General features: G+C 70.7%; 17 protein-coding genes and 1 tRNA gene. 8 read left to right on the top strand and 10 right to left on the bottom strand.

Annotated features, from left to right (window positions below):
- Positions 1-8: 8 nt before the first annotated feature.
- On the bottom strand, positions 9-2,753 hold the full coding sequence (gene aceE, locus ACN27D_RS05235) for a pyruvate dehydrogenase (acetyl-transferring), homodimeric type (protein ID WP_358172438.1): 2,745 nt from the start codon (positions 2,751-2,753) through the stop codon (positions 9-11).
- Positions 2,754-2,942: 189 nt separating this feature from the next.
- On the opposite strand from aceE, the gene ACN27D_RS05230 reads away from it, so the two are divergent.
- Positions 2,943-3,347 carry a secondary thiamine-phosphate synthase enzyme YjbQ gene (locus ACN27D_RS05230; protein WP_030271630.1) on the top strand — a complete coding sequence of 135 codons (405 nt, stop codon included), beginning with the start codon at positions 2,943-2,945 and terminating at the stop codon, positions 3,345-3,347.
- A 42-nt stretch (positions 3,348-3,389) separates the two neighbouring features.
- Here ACN27D_RS05230 and ACN27D_RS05225 read toward each other — a convergent pair whose 3' ends face one another.
- Complete coding sequence (locus ACN27D_RS05225) at positions 3,390-5,033, bottom strand: alkaline phosphatase D family protein (RefSeq protein WP_358172440.1); 1,644 nt, start codon at positions 5,031-5,033, stop codon at positions 3,390-3,392.
- 186 nt (positions 5,034-5,219) lie between these two features.
- On the opposite strand from ACN27D_RS05225, the gene ACN27D_RS05220 reads away from it, so the two are divergent.
- From ACN27D_RS05220 to ACN27D_RS05200, 5 genes are all read left to right on the top strand, one after another.
- A complete protein-coding gene (locus ACN27D_RS05220) occupies positions 5,220-5,690 on the top strand; it encodes a MarR family winged helix-turn-helix transcriptional regulator (RefSeq protein ID WP_121686647.1) in 471 nt (156 codons plus the stop codon).
- Positions 5,691-5,752: 62 nt separating this feature from the next.
- A complete protein-coding gene (locus ACN27D_RS05215) occupies positions 5,753-8,203 on the top strand; it encodes a transketolase C-terminal domain-containing protein (protein WP_421498637.1) in 2,451 nt (816 codons plus the stop codon).
- A 110-nt stretch (positions 8,204-8,313) separates the two neighbouring features.
- Positions 8,314-8,748, top strand: coding sequence for a DUF3052 domain-containing protein (locus tag ACN27D_RS05210; RefSeq protein WP_013287823.1), 435 nt, complete (start codon positions 8,314-8,316; stop codon positions 8,746-8,748).
- Between the two features lie 82 nt (positions 8,749-8,830).
- A complete protein-coding gene (locus ACN27D_RS05205) occupies positions 8,831-9,298 on the top strand; it encodes a peroxiredoxin (protein WP_421498636.1) in 468 nt (155 codons plus the stop codon).
- A gap of 83 nt (positions 9,299-9,381) precedes the next feature.
- Positions 9,382-9,456, top strand: a tRNA-Val gene (locus ACN27D_RS05200).
- 172 nt (positions 9,457-9,628) lie between these two features.
- Here ACN27D_RS05200 and ACN27D_RS05195 read toward each other — a convergent pair.
- Together ACN27D_RS05195 and ACN27D_RS05190 are read right to left on the bottom strand one after the other, a co-directional pair.
- Positions 9,629-10,495: a hypothetical protein gene (locus ACN27D_RS05195; RefSeq protein WP_421498635.1), complete on the bottom strand. Its 867-nt coding sequence runs from the start codon at positions 10,493-10,495 to the stop codon at positions 9,629-9,631.
- 257 nt (positions 10,496-10,752) lie between these two features.
- Positions 10,753-11,085, bottom strand: coding sequence for a hypothetical protein (locus tag ACN27D_RS05190; RefSeq protein ID WP_233586240.1), 333 nt, complete (start codon positions 11,083-11,085; stop codon positions 10,753-10,755).
- A 102-nt stretch (positions 11,086-11,187) separates the two neighbouring features.
- On the opposite strand from ACN27D_RS05190, the gene ACN27D_RS05185 reads away from it, so the two are divergent.
- Positions 11,188-11,418, top strand: coding sequence for a hypothetical protein (locus ACN27D_RS05185; protein WP_421498634.1), 231 nt, complete (start codon positions 11,188-11,190; stop codon positions 11,416-11,418).
- A 233-nt stretch (positions 11,419-11,651) separates the two neighbouring features.
- Here the strand turns inward: ACN27D_RS05185 and ACN27D_RS05180 are convergent, their stop codons facing one another.
- The 6 genes from ACN27D_RS05180 to ACN27D_RS05155 form a co-directional block, all read right to left on the bottom strand.
- Positions 11,652-12,050, bottom strand: a complete 399-nt coding sequence (locus tag ACN27D_RS05180) for a hypothetical protein (protein WP_358172452.1) — start codon at positions 12,048-12,050, stop codon at positions 11,652-11,654.
- A 60-nt stretch (positions 12,051-12,110) separates the two neighbouring features.
- The gene (locus tag ACN27D_RS05175) at positions 12,111-12,707 is read right to left on the bottom strand and encodes a hypothetical protein (RefSeq protein ID WP_421498633.1); all 597 of its coding nucleotides are present in this window, start codon (positions 12,705-12,707) and stop codon (positions 12,111-12,113) included.
- Between the two features lie 98 nt (positions 12,708-12,805).
- Entirely contained in the window at positions 12,806-13,579 is a 774-nt protein-coding gene (locus ACN27D_RS05170) for a hypothetical protein (RefSeq protein WP_421498632.1), read from the bottom strand.
- A gap of 98 nt (positions 13,580-13,677) precedes the next feature.
- Entirely contained in the window at positions 13,678-14,136 is a 459-nt protein-coding gene (locus ACN27D_RS05165; protein ID WP_421498631.1) for a hypothetical protein, read from the bottom strand.
- Positions 14,137-14,199: 63 nt separating this feature from the next.
- Entirely contained in the window at positions 14,200-14,757 is a 558-nt protein-coding gene (locus ACN27D_RS05160; RefSeq protein WP_421498630.1) for a hypothetical protein, read from the bottom strand.
- 136 nt (positions 14,758-14,893) lie between these two features.
- Positions 14,894-15,652, bottom strand: a complete 759-nt coding sequence (locus ACN27D_RS05155) for a helix-turn-helix domain-containing protein (RefSeq protein WP_123111260.1) — start codon at positions 15,650-15,652, stop codon at positions 14,894-14,896.
- Between the two features lie 739 nt (positions 15,653-16,391).
- Between ACN27D_RS05155 and ACN27D_RS05150 the strand changes: the two genes are divergently transcribed.
- Positions 16,392-16,637, top strand: a complete 246-nt coding sequence (locus ACN27D_RS05150) for a hypothetical protein (protein WP_421498629.1) — start codon at positions 16,392-16,394, stop codon at positions 16,635-16,637.
- The last annotated feature ends 22 nt before the right edge of the window (positions 16,638-16,659 follow it).

Raw genomic sequence — 16,659 nt, 5'->3', positions numbered from 1 at the left:
GACGGGTACTAGCTGTCGCCGCCGGTCTCGCCGACCGGGGCGGCGTTGACGTCGTCCAGCGCGTACTTGCGGGCGGCGTCGGCCGGCACGTGGGCCGGCACCACGCCGCGCAGCGCGAGCTGGCGCAGCGTCGCGACCGCGACCGACTCGGCGTCCACGTGGAAGTGGCGGCGCAGCGCGTGCCGGGTGTCCGACATGCCGAAGCCGTCCGTGCCGAGCGAGGTGTAGTCGCCGGGTACCCAGCGGGCGATCAGGTCCGGTACCGCGCGCATCCAGTCGCTGACCGCGACCTTCGGCCCGTCGGCGTCGGCCAGCTTCCGCGCGATGTACGGCACCCGCGGCTCCTCGCCCGGGTTGAGCAGGTTGTGCTCCTCGCACTGGACCGCGTCGCGGCGCAGCTCCGTCCAGGACGTCACCGACCACACGTCGGCGGAGACGCCCCAGTCCTCGGCGAGCAGCTGCTGGGCCTTGAGCGCCCACTGCATGCCGGTGCCGGAGGCGAGGATGTTCGCCTTCGGCGCGTCGTCGCCGACCTGCGGCGCGGGGGAGTAGCGGTAGATGCCGTTGACGATGCCCTCGACGTCCACCCCCTCCGGCTCGGCCGGCTGGAAGATCGGCTCGTTGTAGACGGTGAGGTAGTAGAAGATGTTCTCCTGCGCCTCCCCGTACATCCGGTGCAGGCCGTTCTCCACGATGTGCGCCAGCTCGTATGCGAACGCCGCGTCGTACGCGACCACCGCCGGGTTGGTGGCGGCGAGCAGCAGCGAGTGGCCGTCCTCGTGCTGGAGGCCCTCACCGTTGAGCGTGGTCCGGCCGGCGGTCGCGCCGAGCACGAAGCCCCGCGCCATCTGGTCCGCCGCCGCCCAGAACCCGTCGCCGGTGCGCTGGAAGCCGAACATCGAGTAGAAGATGTACAGCGGGATCATCGGCTCGCCGTGGGTGGCGTACGCCGTGCCCGCCGCCGTGAACGAGGCCACCGACCCGGCCTCGTTGATCCCCTCGTGCAGGATCTGGCCGGTGGTCGACTCCTTGTAGGACAGGAACAGCTCCCGGTCCACCGAGGTGTAGCGCTGGCCGTGCGGCGAGTAGATCTTCTGGGTCGGGAAGAGCGAGTCCATACCGAAGGTGCGGGCCTCGTCCGGGATGATCGGCACCCAGCGCTTGCCGAACTCCTTGTCCTTCATGATGTCCTTGAGCAGGCGGACGAAGGCCATCGTGGTGGCGACCTTCTGCTTGCCCGACCCGCGCTTGACGTCGGAGAACCGCTCGGTGCCCGGGATGGCCAGCGTCTTGCGCGCGGTGCTGCGCGTCGGCAGGTAGCCGCCGAGCTGCTGACGCCGGTCCTTCAGGTACGTGATCTCGTCCGACTTCTCACCCGGGGTGTAGTACGGCGGGAGGTACGGGTTCTCCTCCAGAGACTTGTCCGGGATGTCCAGGTAGAGGCGGTCGCGGAAGAGCTTCAGGTCCTCCAGCGTCAGCTTCTTCATCTGGTGCGTGGCGTTGCGGCCCTCGAAGTGCGAGCCGAGCGTCCAGCCCTTGATCGTCTTGGCGAGGATCACCGTGGGCTGGCCGGTGTGCTCCGTGGCCGCCTTGTAGGCCGCGTAGAGCTTGCGGTAGTCGTGGCCACCCCGCTTGAGGTTCCAGATCTCGTCGTCGGTCAGACCCTCGACCATCTTGCGGGTCCGCGGGTCGCGGCCGAAGAAGTGCTCCCGCACGTACGCCCCGGACTCCGCCTTGTAGGTCTGGTAGTCACCGTCGGGCGTGGTGTTCATCAGGTTGACCAGCGCGCCGTCGGTGTCCGCGGCGAGCAGCGGGTCCCACTCGCGGCCCCAGACCACCTTGATGACGTTCCAGCCGGCGCCCCGGAAGAACGCCTCCAGCTCCTGCATGACCTTGCCGTTGCCGCGGACCGGTCCGTCCAGGCGCTGGAGGTTGCAGTTGATCACGAAGGTGAGGTTGTCCAGCTCCTCGCGGGCGGCCACGCCGATCGCGCCGAGCGACTCGACCTCGTCCATCTCACCGTCGCCCAGGAACGCCCAGACGTGCTGCTGGGAGGTGTCCTTGATGCCCCGGTGGTGCAGGTAGCGGTTGAACCGCGCCTGGTAGATGGCGTTCAGCGGCCCGAGACCCATGGAGACCGTGGGGAACTCCCAGAAGTCCGGCATGAGCCGCGGGTGCGGGTACGACGGCAGCCCGCCGCCGGGGTGCGACAGCTCCTGCCGGAAGCCGTCGAGCTGGCTCTCGCTGAGCCGGCCCTCCAGGAACGCCCGCGCGTACATGCCGGGGGAGGCGTGACCCTGGTAGAAGATCTGGTCGCCGCCGCCCGGGTGGTTCTTGCCCCGGAAGAAGTGGTTGAAGCCCACCTCGTAGAGGGACGCCGAGCTGGCGAACGTGGAGATGTGCCCACCGACGCCGATCTCCGGGCGCTGCGCCCGGTGCACCAGCATCGCGGCGTTCCACCTGATGTACGCCCGCAGCCGCCGCTCGACGTGCTCGTCACCCGGGAACCACGGTTCGCGCTCCGGCGGGATCGTGTTGATGTAGTCGGTGGTGGTCAGGGACGGCACCCCGACCTGCCGCTCGCGGGCCCGCTCCAGCAGGCGCAGCATGACGTACCGGGCTCGCTTTGTCCCGCGCTCGTCGATGACACCGTCGAGCGACTCGACCCATTCGCTGGTCTCTTCAGGGTCGATGTCCGGAAGCTGGCTCGGCAGACCAGCGGTGATCACCGGGCGCTTGCGTTCCGTAGCCACAGGCGTTCCCTCGGTTTCGTGTGGGATAGGTCTCTAGCGCCATCCTGCCCCCTGGTGGCGCGTGTCGTCACCTCTCCCACCCCCAGACGCGACGCTGAACACAGGTACCCATCAGTAACTTTGCGCGATCACCGGATGCGCTATCGGCGGACGCGGCGGCGAACCGGGCACTGCGGCAGAATGCGCCGTATGCGCAGTGAGGTGATCACCGTCCGGACCGGCTCCCGGCCGACCGTCCGGGACATCACGAGCGAGGCCGAGCGGTTCGTGTCCGGGGCCGGCGACGGCCTGCTGCACGTCTTCGTCCCGCACGCCACCGCCGGGCTGGCGATCATCGAGACCGGCGCCGGCTCCGACGACGACCTGCTGCGGGCGCTCGACGACCTGCTCCCCACCGACGACAGGTGGCGGCACCGGCACGGCTCACCCGGGCACGGCCGCGACCACGTGCTGCCGGCGTTCGTGCCGCCGTACGCGACGCTGCCGGTGCTCGGCGGGCGGCTCCAGCTCGGCACCTGGCAGTCGATCTGCCTGGTCGACACCAACGGCGACAACCCCGACCGTCAGGTGCGCTTCTCGTTCCTGGCCGGCTGACCGGCCGGACCGGGCGCCCCGCGCCCGGCCCGGCCGCGCCCGTCACGGGCGGACCGTCTCCGCCTCCACCGTCTGCCGGCCCTGGTCGACACCGGGGGCGGCGGTGCGCGCCGCGGCCGGCGGCCGGTCGTGGGTCAGGTTCAGCCCGGGTACGCGGTCCTCGATCACGAACGTGGCCCGGGTGTACGCGGGCGCGTCCGGCCGGCTCACGTACGGCAGCACGTCGAAGTCGGCGGTCAGCTCGGTCGGGGTGATCGTGGTGCGGACGTACCCCCGAAGGTTGTTCTGGAAGCGCAGGTGCGGGTTGAACGCCAGCCACGGGTGCGAGCCGGTCGGCGAGTCGGCGCCGTCCCCGGTCGAGGTGATCGACGAGCAGACCAGCTCGCTGCCGACGGTGCGCGAGGTCGGGTCGGCGTAGTCCAGCTTCAGGTCGCTGGCCCAGTGCGCGTGCACGTCGCCGGTGAGCACCACCGGGTTGCGCACCCCGGCGGCTGTCCAGCCCCGGGTGATCCGGTCCCGGGAGGCGACGTACCCGTCCCAGGCGTCCATGCTCGTCACCGTCAACGGGCCGGAGTTGTTGTCCCGCTGGGCGAAGAACACCTGCTGGCCGAGCAGGTCCCAGCGGGCCTCGGAACGGCGGAAGCCGTCCAGCAGCCACGCCTCCTGCGCGGCGCCGGTGATCGAGCGGGCCGGGTCGGACGCCTCCGCGCAGCTCTTGTAGCCGTCGCCGCACGCCTGGTCGTCCCGGTACTGCCGGGTGTCGAGCATGTGGAAGGTGGCCAGCCGGCCCCAGCGCACCCGGCGGTAGAGCTGCATGTCGATGCCGCGCGGGATCGAGGTGCGGCGCAGCGGCATGTTCTCGTAGTACGCCTGGAACGCCGCCGCCCGCCGGGCGGGGAAGTCCGGATCGGGCGCCTCGGGCACCTCGTCGGCCCAGTTGTTCTCCACCTCGTGGTCGTCGAAGACCACCACCCAGGGCGCGACCGCGTGCGCCGCCTGGAGGTCGGTGTCGGTCTTGTACTGGGCGTGCCGCTGCCGGTAGTTCGCCAGCGTGCGGGTCTCCGGGCCCTCGTGGTCACGCGGGTTGCCGCCGGGCACGGTGTAGGTGTCCTTGGCGTACTCGTACTGGTAGTCGCCGAGGTGCAGGATCAGCTCCGGCTCGGTCTCGGCCAGCCGCCGGTACGCGGTGAAGTAGCCGTGCTCGTACTGGGAGCAGGAGGCGAAGGCCATCGCGAGGGCGGACGGCATCAGCCACGGCGCCGGCGCGGTCCGGGTGCGCCCGGCCGGGGACAGCCAGCGCTGCGCCCGGAACCGGTAGAAGTACTCGCGTCCGGGCAGCAGGCCGCCCAGCTCGACGTGCACGCTGTGCGCCGACTCCGGCCGGGCCAGGGCCACGCCGCGGCGCACCACGTGCCGGAAGCGCTCGTCGGCGGCCACCTCCCAGTTGACCGGCACGACCCGCGACGGCATGCCGCCCAGGCCGTCCTCGGCCAGCGGCTCCGGCGCCAGCCGGGTCCAGAGCACGAAGCCCTCGTGGTCGGGGTCGCCGGAGGCCACGCCGAGCGTGAACGGGTCGCGGCGCAGCGGGCCGGGCGACGCGGCGGCCGCGACCGGCAGGCCGGCTGCCGCGCCGGCGGCGCCGAGCGCCGCGCCGCTGAGCAGGATGGTACGTCGGGACAGAGCCACGGTTTTCCTCCCCGGAGTCCGGTTCGTCGACTCCGGGAAGCCTCACGGACGTCGATGGACGGAAGGTGACGCGCGGACGACCGGCCGGGAATTTTCGCCGAACAGCGCTTCATGATCGGCAATCGGTTGCGGGAGGTGCCTGACCGTTCGGCTGATCGAAGATCGACTCGCCCATACGATGATCGGATGGCGCAAACCACCGTTCCCACCGTCCACAACCGGGCGGAGCTGGCCGGGGAGACCGTGCGCCGGATCCTGCACGTCGCCGCCGCGATGCGGCACCACCAGGACGAGGGGATCGCGGCGCTGGGCCTCACCCCCGCGGTCGCCCGGGCGCTGCACCAGCTCGACCCGGACCGCCCGCTCCCGGCCCGTGACCTCGCCGAACAGCTCGGCTGCGACAGGTCCAACGTCACCGGCCTGGCCGACAAGCTGGAGCAGGCCGGGCTGGTGGAACGGCGTACCGACCCGGCCGACCGGCGGCAGAAGGCGCTCGTGGTCACCGGGCGGGGGCGGCAGGTACGCGAACGGCTCCGCCAGGTGATGTCGGACTCCCGACTGCTCGACGGGCTGAGCACCGACGAACTGGCCACACTGCGGGACCTGGTGCTGAAGGTCTCCGACGGAGGCTGCCCGCAGGAGTGTGGGCAGGTCTGAGCCACGCCGGGCGGAACGTGTCCGAGTGGGCGAGGCGGGCCCGAGTCGGTAATGCTGTCCGCGTGACCACCCCGCACGATCTCGACGACCGGCTCCGAGCCGAACTGGCCGCGCTCGGGGCGCCCGACCAGCGGCGCGACCTGGGCGAACCGCTGCCCGACGGCGGCCCGTTGACCGGGGCGCAGGCGCTGGCCCTGTTCGACGCGCAGGTGACCAGCCGGCTGCTCGACCTGGCCGGGCGGTGGCTGTCCGGCTTCGGCGAGGGGTACTTCACTGTCGAGTCGGCCGGTCGCGAGGGCGACGCCGCGGTGGCCGCCGCGCTGCGGCCGACCGACCCGGCGCTGCTGCACGCCCGTTCCGGCGCGTTCTACTGCCTGCGCGCCGCCCAGGCCGCCGGCGCCTTCCCCGCCACCTCCCCGCAACCGGAACCGGAACCGGAACCGGAACCGGAACCGGGAAGATCTTGGAGCGAAAGCGCCCCTCCGGGGGCCGTTTCCCACCAAGATGTCGACGCTGACCCGGGGGAGACGGAGGCGGCCAGCCTCCCCGTGGGCGCCGGGATCGTCGTGGACGCGGACGGGGACGCGACTGTCGTCGTACCCGATCTGCCGCAGCCCGCGCCCGACGACGCGTTCGCGGCGGCGGCGCGCGACGTGCTGCGCGGCATCGTCGCCTCCGCCGAGGAACCCGCGGCCGGCGGGCGGGCGAAGGTCTTCGGCCGTGCCGACCTGGCGGTCGTGCCGACCACCTCGACCGCCGGTTCGCACCTGCCGCGCGCCGTCGGCCTGGGGCTGGCGCTGGAGCGGCTGCGCCGCGGGGCGCGGCCCACCGACGGCGAGGCCGACGCGGCGCCCTGGCCCGCCGACGCCGTGGTGGTCTGCTCCTTCGACGACGCCGCGGCCGACCACGCCACCGCCACCGCCGCGCTGAACACGACCGGCTGGTACGACCACACCGGCCTGCGCATCCCGGTGCTGTTCCTCTGCGCGGACAGCGGCGCCTCCGCCGAGGGCTGGGTGGCCGCCACGCTGCGGTCCCGGCCCGGCATCCGGTACTTCGCCGCCGACGGCACGGACGTGGCCGCGACCTACCGGGTCGCGGCGGAGGCGGCCGACTGGGTACGCCGGCAGCGCCGGCCCGCCATGCTGCACCTGAGCACGGTCCGGCTGATGGAGCAGGGTGGCGGCGACGCGGCCCGCGACCCGCTGCTGGCCACCGCGCGGCTGCTGGTGACCTCCGGGTACGCCGAGGGCGAGGAACTGCTGGCCCGCTACGACGAGCGGGGCTGGCAACTGCGCCGCGCCGCCGAGGAGGTGCTGGACGAGCCGAAGCTCGCCTCCCCGGTCGAGATCGTGCGGGAACTGGCGCCGCGCCGGCCGGTCCGGGTGTCCCGCGCGGTCGCCGAGGCGGCGGCGCACGCGGCCGGGCCGGGCGCCGGAGCGCGGGCGGAGGCGTTCGGCGGCAAGCCGCCGGAGCTGACCGGCCCGCTGACGCTGGCGCAGAGCATCAACGCCGCGCTCGCCGACGGCATGCTCGACCATCCCGGTACGGCGGTGTTCGGCCACGAGGTGGCCGCCCGGGGCGGGGTGTACGGGGTGACCGAAGGGCTGCGGGAGCGGTTCGGGGCGGCGCGCGTGTTCGACACGCTGCCGGACGAGACGTCGATCCTCGGGCTCGGTCTGGGCGCCGGGCTGGCCGGCCTGCTGCCGGTGCCCGAGATCCGCCACCTGACGCTGCTGCACGGCGCCGAGGACCAGCTCCGCGGCGAGGCGGCCACCATGCGGTTCCTGTCCCGGGGCGCGTTCCGCAACCCGATGGTGGTGCGGGTGCCCGGCCTGGCGAGCCCGGACGGACTCGGCGGGCACGACCGCAACGACGACTCGCTGGGGGCGCTGCGGGACGTACCGGGGCTGGTGGTGGCCGTGCCGGCCCGGCCGGACGACGCCGCGCCGATGCTGCGTACCTGCCTGGCAGCGGCCCGGGTGGACGGCAGCGTCTGCGTCTTCGTGGAGCCGATCGCGCTCTACCACGTCCGTGACCTGTACACCGACGGTGACGACGAGTGGACCGCCGAGTACGCCGAACCGGGCACCTGGGCGGACCGGCACGTGCCGATCGGGCGAGCCCGCGTCTACGGGATCGGCTCCGCCGAGGACCTCACCATCATCACGTTCGGTAACGGGGTGCGGATGTCGCTGCGCGCCGCGGCCACGCTGGCCGGGGAGGGCGTGGGCAGCCGGGTGGTGGACCTGCGCTGGCTGGCCCCGCTGCCGGTGGCCGACATCATCCGGGAGGCCTCGGCGACCGGCCGCGTGCTGGTGGTGGACGAGACGCGGCGAACCGGCGGGGTGGGCGAGGGCGTGCTGTCCGCGCTCGTCGACACCGGATACGTGGGCGCCGCGCGCCGCGTAGCCGCACTTGACTCGTTTGTACCATTAGGTCCGGCTGCCCGTCAGGTACTGGTCTCCGCCGAAGCCATCACCCAGGGTGCCCGTACGCTGCTGGCACGGTAAATTCCGTTCCACCCGGTGCGCCACTTGCGCGGCGAGCCGCAACTGTGTGGACTGAGCCCGACGGTGTCACCCGACGCCACGAGCAGGGATAGATGAGGAGGCACTCGACAGTGAGCGCGACCGCTGGCCAGGCCGACGGGGTACGCAGCCTGGCGGACCGGTTCGGTATCGAGCCGGGCATGGTCGTCATGGAGATGGGCTACGACGACGACGTCGACACCGATCTCCGGGACGCCCTGACCGACCGCTGTGGGGAACTCGTCGACGAGGACACCGACGAGGTGGTCGACGCGGTTCTGGTCTGGCACCGAGACGGCGACGGTGACCTGTTCGAGCTCCTCGTCGACGCCCTCGGGCCGCTCGCGGACAACGGCGTGGTCTGGCTCCTGACCCCGAAGGCCGGCCGCGACGGCCACGTCGAGCCGAGCGAGGTCGCGGAGAGCGCGCAGACCGCCGGGCTTCAGCAGACCTCCACCATCAACGCCGGCCGTGACTGGAGCGGAGCCCGTCTCGTCATGCGGCGCGGTTCCAAGAGCAAGAAGTAGGGCGGCGTCCGACACCCGGCGGCCGCGGTCGCCGGGTGTGGCAGGCTGATCATCTCCAGACCCGATCGCCGAGGGAGCACGCATGCCCATCGAGGTTGGCGCCGAGGCGCCCGACTTCCTGCTCAAGGACCAGAACAACCAGGAGGTCCGGCTCTCCGACCTCCGCGGTCGCAAGACCGTGCTGCTGGTCTTCTACCCGCTCGCCTTCACCGGCATCTGCCAGGGCGAGCTGTGCGAGGTGCGGGACAACCTCAACGAGTACGTCAACGACGACGTCCAGGTGCTGACCGTCAGTGTCGACTCCGTGTACGCCCACAAGATCTGGGCCGACCGGGAGGGCTACCAGTTCCCGTTGCTGTCCGACTTCTGGCCGCACGGCGCGGTGGCGCAGGCGTACGGCGTCTTCAACGACGTCGCCGGCATCGCCAACCGGGGCACCTTCGTCATCGACAAGGCCGGCGTGGTCGCGTTCGCCGAGATGAACATGCCCGGCGAGGCGCGCGACCAGCAGGGCTGGCGCAAGGCGCTGGCCGAGGCCGTCGCCGCCTGAGTGCCACACCCCAGGCACGTCGTTGCGCGGGGCCGGAGGCGGGCAGGTAAGCTGGCCGCTCCGGCCCGCCGTACGGGCGTTCCGGGCGCGTAGCTCAGTGGGAGAGCACTCGCCTTACAAGCGAGGGGTCGCAGGTTCGAAACCTGCCGCGCCCACCACCCATCAGCAGCGAGACGACGGTGTGCCGCAGGTCGTGCAGCTGGACCTCGGGGCAGCCGGCTTTCTCTCGAAGGCCGGCGAAGTGTCGGTTGAGGTTGCGTCTTGACGTGGCGGGTCGACGGCACCCGATGATCGTCCGCTCTTGCGATGAGGCTGTGCAGCGTCTCTCGGTCAGGGGCCGAGCGCCGGTAGGGAGACTGCCGCGATCAACGCTGCGACCGACACCAGCCCGGCGGCGACGGCGAGGGTGATCATGGCCCACCTCGGCGCTCTTACGACCTGACTGTCCGTGCTGTCGGCGCTGGTCACGTCGCGCAGCATCGCCACGATTCGCTCGACGGTGCGCGCCTGGGTCCGCCCGTTGGTTCGGTACCTGCTGTCGCCGGCGTCCAGTATGGGTGAGTCGACCCGGAACTGGACGTGATCGCCGTTGGTCAGGTCGAGGCGGATCTTTACGCCGCGCTGGGAGAAGCCGCCGAGCATGTGCCGGGGTACCGATGTGCGGCGCAGCGCCGTGTCGATGTGGAGATATTCCGGTGTGACGACGAACCGGGCGGCCGGCCCGGCCAGGTAGCAGCCGGCACCGCCGCTCGCGGCGAGCGCCAGTTCAAGCAGGCGGCCCGCGCGGGGCTGCTCACCCCAGTACACCAGAGCGGCGCCGGCGAGCCCGCCAACGGTGACCGCCATGTACAGGTAGGCAATTCCGCTGCGACGTCGTAGCGAACGCCGCTGCCTCCCGACGTGGCGTGCCACCCCCAGTTCGTGGGGAACCTTCGGCAGGGTCGAGTCTGCGTACCTCAGGGCGTTGGCCGAGGTGATTCGTCCAGCCACCGCCACCAGAAGCGCGACGGCACCGAATATCGCCGGGACCATGAATCTGCCGCCTCCATCGGCGACCTCGGCCGGAGCACGGACCGCCCAGAGGATCGCCGCAACGGCCAACAGCAGCAGCCCGACGCCCGACACGACCAGCGTCAGCCCCCAGGTCCAGATGAGCGCGCCGTTGTCGTGCCACTCGACACGTGATCGCTTGCCCACGCCACACCCCCGGCCGATGCCCGCCGGCTACGCGACCGGCGGCCGATCATGTTAAGAGCACCGGCCAAGTCATGTGAAGAGCACCGGTCCGATCGGCCGCCTGCACTGATCGGCGTTCAGCGGACGCGTCGCCCGGCAACCGCTGAACCACAGCCGCGCCAGGTCCGCTGCGGCAAGCGAGGGATCGCGGTTCGACACCTGCCGCTCCCACCATCAAGGGAAGGGTGCCACCACGCGAAGCGAATCCCGGCCACACCTCAACTCTTCCGCCCCGCATATCGGAGCGCGAGTCGTCGGATGATGGCCTCCGCGTCGGTAGCTGGTAGCCAGCTTGCTTCCTCGTGTGATTCGCTCTCTTCCCACTCAGGGATATCCGAAGGGTCTTCGCCTCCGATGCCCAGCGATACATCGCTGTGACGGGCACGGAAGTAGAACCGCTCGCCGCTCGGCAAGTGACCTTCCATCTGCACCGGAGCTGCCTCACACGTCATCTGCGCCTCCCAGCCTTCGCTTCGCAAGGTGGTGACGAGGCGGAGCCAGGAGGCCATGTGCTGCTGCATCCACCCCTGTGGCGCAGTCTCCTGGTCCATGCGGTCATGGTTCCACATCACGTGGGGACCTTGGCCGCACGAGACACCTCTGGTGGACGATGGACGAGCGTCGAATGCTGCTGGAGCCGTAGGGTGCCGGACATGCCTGAGGAAGCGGAAGTGGTTCTTCGTCTCGACCGACCGTCAGCGACGGCGCTTGCCGACCTGATCTACAACGTCGGGGAGCACCAGGCCGCCGGCATGGCCATCGCTGAGCTGTCGACGGACGACAGCGAGCGGCTCGGACGGGTGCTCCGTGACCTCTGGCGAGCCTTGGGCGTCCCGCTTCCGTACGGTGGTGTCAGCGGCAGAGAACCTCCTCGCCGGGCCTGATCCCTCGCGCTGGGAGTCGCTGACAGCACGGGCGGGCGTAAGAAGGGCTCAGTCGACGCCCAAGTGCTGGTGGCATCGGTCGCCGGCGGTGTCCGGCAGCAGGACGCACCCGCACACCTGGCACGTTCCCCAGCGGCCGTACCACGATCCCGTGCGCTGTCCGGCGTGGTTGAAGCGGGCAGTCGGCGGGCCGGCTGCCGCCTGTCCAGCACCGTCGGACGTTCACACGTCGCCTAGCAGTTCAGGATGGCGCGCTCGACGTCCGCGCCGGCCTGGACGACCACGGCGTCGGCGCGGAGTTCCTCGGGAAGGTGGTCCCGCTGCCCTTCGTGCGCGAGCAGGGTGGGGGAGCCAGGTGGAAGTACCACGGCATCGGAGAGTCCGATGAACTCGACGAGCATGTCGAGAACCGCGCCGGCGGAGAATCGGCTGATCGTGAAACTGTCGAGAGTGTCGCCGGTGAGGGCGGCGTAGACATCTGCCGTGCCGCCGTCCTCGGCGCTGATGTGCCAATGGCTGGGCTGCGGTGCTCGGCGGTCGACACGGGGCGCAAAGACAGCCAGGAAGGCGTCAGCCGCCATCGGGGCGGCGTCGCCCTGCACGAAACGCTGAACGAACATGTCGTAGCCCACCCCGGCAAGCTAGCGCCTCGGCCAGAACGATCATGTCCAGCATCAGCCGGGAGGCGACATCTACTCGTCACTGCGGCAGGGTCGTCCGTCGGCGTCAGGCGTCTCGACGCGGATGAAGTAGCCAATCGGCACTCTCTGCTCGCGCTGCATCCCGAGGACGTTGAATCGCACTTCGTGTGTTGCGAAAGAGAACCCCGCACACGGAGGCTGATAGTTCAGAAGGAGATCTTCGGAGAAGCGCAGGGTCACCCACACGAATATCTGATCGCCCGCCGGAAGGTCGATCGGCTCGAAGGGAGTGGCCTTTCCCCTCTCGAAGCCCTCACGGCCGACATCCATGTTCACGTGAACCTGATCAACGACGTAGCCGGGGCCGCCGTCTTTGGTCACTTCCTCGAGGCGGATGGTCAGCGGTCCGCGGTTGGCGATGCTGAACCCGTAATCGATGCTTCGACCGGGCTGCGCGAGGTACCGGTACTCCGTGTAGGGGCCAGCAGTGGCGCTCGACAACGCCTGCGGGTTCGCTCCGAAGTTTCCTTGGTGCAGCTCGTATCTCAGCGTGATCGTGAGGTAGGTGGACAGCAGCACGAGCACCACAACCAGGGCCGCGAGAATTGTCTTGCCTCGACGCCTGGCGCGGCGGGCAGCGTTCGGCACGACGGAATCGTAGAGCGACGACGGTGGCGCCCGCCGACCCGTAAAGCACCTGGATTGCGCCGCGCTCAGCGGCGTCTACTCCAGCGGGCCGCTCGGCCCTAGCCTGGCGTGGGGACGGTCTTGACGATCGCCGTTGCCAGGGACGTGGCCTTCTCCTGAGCGGTTGCGGTGACGTCGGTGGCGGTGCTCAGTTTGGGCGGCCAGAAGGTGAGCGCCTCGACACTGATGAGCAGCGAGCCGTGCGCGAAGATCAGCCGCGCGTTGCCCGGCAGGAACGGCATTCCTTCCGCGCTTTCCGGGTTCACCCGGCTCACCGTCGCCGTGGTCAGCCGCGCGCTCGTCGATCCGATGGTCATCGTGCGTGCGCCCCACCGGGCGGTGGCCATCCCGATGTTGAGTCGGAAATCCTTACTGGGGCAACGTGCGATGCGCGCCGTACGCGCGGCCGCAGCGGCCGCCGAGGCATCGCGCAGACCGATCACCGTGACGTTCAGAAGGGTTGTCGGGGGCTGGACGTCGGCGAAGATCCCTACGGGGTTGACCTCCAGGCCCGCGCCCCACACCTGATCGAACTCCAATCCGCCCCCGTTCGACCGGCCGGGGTCGGCAATGAGCAGGTCGCAGGGTTCATAGGGCTCGCCGACCTCGATCGTGCGCTCCCGGATGTCGTCGCCGACGTCGGCCCGCTCGACCAACTGGCGAATCGTCGCCATCAGCGCCTCCTGCTCGGTGGGCGATGCCGACGGCGCGGGATCCACTGAGGGCGCCGGAGGCGGTGGCGGGTCGGCTCGTGTGACGCAGCCGGCAAGGCCCAGCACCACCAGTACGCCGGCGACAAATGATCCGCCGCGAACCCGATCAACGATCCTCACGAAATCCCCGCTTCCGCTCGGAGTGCAGCATATGGCTCATCACGTCTGGCGTTTGCCCATGCGCGGTCGTTGCGGTAGACGAGACATGCGGGAGCCGCTCAGGCTGGATGGTCGCGCAGGAACGACTGGGCCGCCACCTTAGCGGCCGCGATCGCCTCCTCCGTCTGGTCGAAGGCCGCGCCCCATCCGGCGTACAGCTCCAGGAAGCGATCGGCCACGGGTCGCAGCTCCGGCAACTGGGAATAGGCCGCGTGCCAGTAGATCTCGTACGCCAGGTCCTCGGCGTCACCGTCTCCCGCAACGATGTCCGCCGCTGCCTGACGCATGAGGTGCAGCCGGGCGCCGCGCTCGTCCGGCACCGGCGAGCCGAGTTCGTCCATCGCCTGCCGGAACAGATCGACTGCCTCCCGCGACTGGCGCTTCGACAGGCCGGCAAGCTCACGCAGGCCCGGCGAGTCGACGCCTCGGGTCAGAGCGTGAGCAGCCGCCATCGGCAGGTCGTCGCCGACCGGTTCGTCCATCGCCAACCGGACGGCGAGGTCGCGCAGGTGCTCCACGCCCGAGAGGCTAGGCGATGTACGGGGGCAGCGTCGGCCGTCGCGGTGCGGTGTGGTGACGGGTCAACGGATGCCCGCGTCGTGGAGGCGCCGGGTGGCGTCCGGGTCGATGCTGGTCCGCGCGAGCGAACCGGGCGCATCCGCGGAACCGGTACTGAACGCGGTCACCACCAGCACGACGGACAGGACCGGCATGAACAGCGTCCGGACCAGCATGGCCCAGCATGCCTTGACGCCGATCCGGCTGCCGTCCTTGACCCGCACGAGCTGCGTGCCGGTGAGGACGGCACCGAGCGCCCGGCCGTTGCCGTAGCAGAGGCCGTAGAGCACCGGCACCAGTACGAACAACGCGAGCACCGCCCCGGCGAGGGCACCGCCGGAGAGAGTCACCGCGCGGTCCACCACGGACAGGACGACGACACCTACCGCGACAGCGAACAGGCACACCACGAAGTCGATGAGCCAGGACATGACCTGCGCCAGCGTGCCCGCCTTGACGTACAGCGTGCCGTTGCCGAACATCGCGATCCGCTTGGCCTTCCGGGCACCGAGCACGTGCTCCGCCTGCGCCTGGGCGGCTTCCAGTCGGGTCAACGGCCGGCCCGTGGCGCGGACTGTCACAGCGTTCTCCTGTTGTATCGCGGGCACGACGTGCGGCTTCGCTGGAACTGGGCACCGTGCCGTGCCGTGTTCCGATGCAGAGTAGTCGACGCCGGCACCGCTCCTGTCCGACGTCGAGGCGATGGCGCGGCGCTTGCTACGTCGCTGGCGTGTTGTACCGGTCCAGCGTCGCCTTGGAGGTCGACGCGTCGCGGAAGACGAGCTCCCACGGGCCGGTGTTCACGTCCATGTCCTTGCCGAATCCGACCCACTTCCCGGCCATCCGTCGGCCGGTCGGCTCGGCCAGGAGCTGGATCGCCCCGTGATAGCGGGCGCCCCGGTAGTAACCGGCCGGGTCGGTCTGTTCCACCCAGGTGCCGGTGATGACGGCGCCGTCCACGGTCAGGTCCAGCGACAGGGACGAGGACGCCGATCCGGGCAGGCTGCGCGCGGTCAGCCTGTCGCCGTGCTGCAACAGGACGACGAAGTGCTGTCCGGCGAAGGACTCCTCCCGGCCGCTGGAGTAGTACTGGTAGCGGCTGAGCCACACGCCCTCGTACGACCTGTGGGCCGTGGCGGACTTCGATGTCGGCGTGGGCGTGGCCAGGCTCGATACGGGTGAGGTCAGGTCGTGGCCACCGTCTTGGTCGTCGGCCACGTGCCCACCGGGCACCGCGGCGAAGCCGAGCAGTGAGATGGGCAGGCCGGTCACGACCTCCAGCGCGCGAGCGTAGACGGGGCGCGGTGCGGCGATCGCACCGGACTCCCATCGCTGGACGAGTCGCTTGTTGGCGTCGTTGGGTTCGCCGACGCGGTGGCCGGCGGCTTGGAGCGCGCGGGCGAAGTCGTCCTGGCTCATGCGCATTCCGGTGCGGACGCCGCGCAGAACCGTGTTGGGGGCGGTCATGCCCGCCACGATAGTGCTGTGTCGCCTAAATGTCGTCACCTATGGAGTCGGATTGTCGGCTCTTGTGCCGTCGCGATCAGTGACGCCCAGACGTCACTGTGGACCGGCAGCGCTGTGAGGGCACATGTTTTCCCTGGCGGAGGTGGAGATGTCGAGTACTGGCGACGATCCGTCGATGAGCCGGAGCGACCAGATCCACGCGGTGGGCCGAGAGGTGACAGAGAGGCGACATGTCGCCGCTGCTGAGGCGGCTCGCGGCGAGGGCTTCATTGGGCTCAGGACCGCACTGTCCCGGGACGGGATTCCATTGCTCCTGCGGCGGCTCGTCGGTCGGTACCCGTCGTCGTCGGCGGTGTCCGGCTTCGGTGAGCGCCTCCAGGCCATGGAGCAGGAGATCGCCCGGCGACGCTTGCTGGACCAGGCACGAGGCGGACAACGGCCCCCGGACGGGGACGCCACGCGGGAGCGCCGCGTCTCGTACGACGCGTACCTGTCCGCCGCCGCGTTGACGTTGGCCCGGCGGCATCGCCCGGTCTGGTGCTGGCGGCGGTGGACACGGGTCTGCCGGTGCGGCGCCGACCTGCCCTGCCGTTCGCGGCATCGGATTCCGATCAACCGTGGTCACTGGCCGCAGGGGAGTGACGAGTGATCGGCGGGCTCGGCTCACTCCGTACCCCTGTTGGCAGGTGGAATGGGCGACCAGCCGGCAGGCGCGGGCGGTCACCGCGCGGTTCCTGGAGGGTGCGCGGTGACCACCCACGGCCCGGTCATGCCGGTCTGGAGCTGCGGCGGCTGCGACCTGCCCTGGCCGTGCCCCACCCGGAGGCGGGAGCTGCGCGCGGAGTACGCGGACGCGCCGGTGTCGCTGGCCCTGTACCTCGGCGCCTACCTCGTGCAGGCCACCGAGGACATGCCCTGGGCGCCGGCCGGCGCACTGCACCGCCGCTTCGTCGGATGGACCCGGGAAGCAGGACCGCATGAGCGTTATGACTGAGAGGCATGAATATGCCTCTCAG

The sequence above is a fragment of the Micromonospora sp. WMMD1274 genome (assembly GCF_049179035.1).
Taxonomy (GTDB): Bacteria; Actinomycetota; Actinomycetes; order Mycobacteriales; family Micromonosporaceae; genus Micromonospora; species Micromonospora tulbaghiae.
Note: the sequence above shows the minus strand (reverse complement) of the source record. Positions and strands in the feature narration are given on the sequence as shown.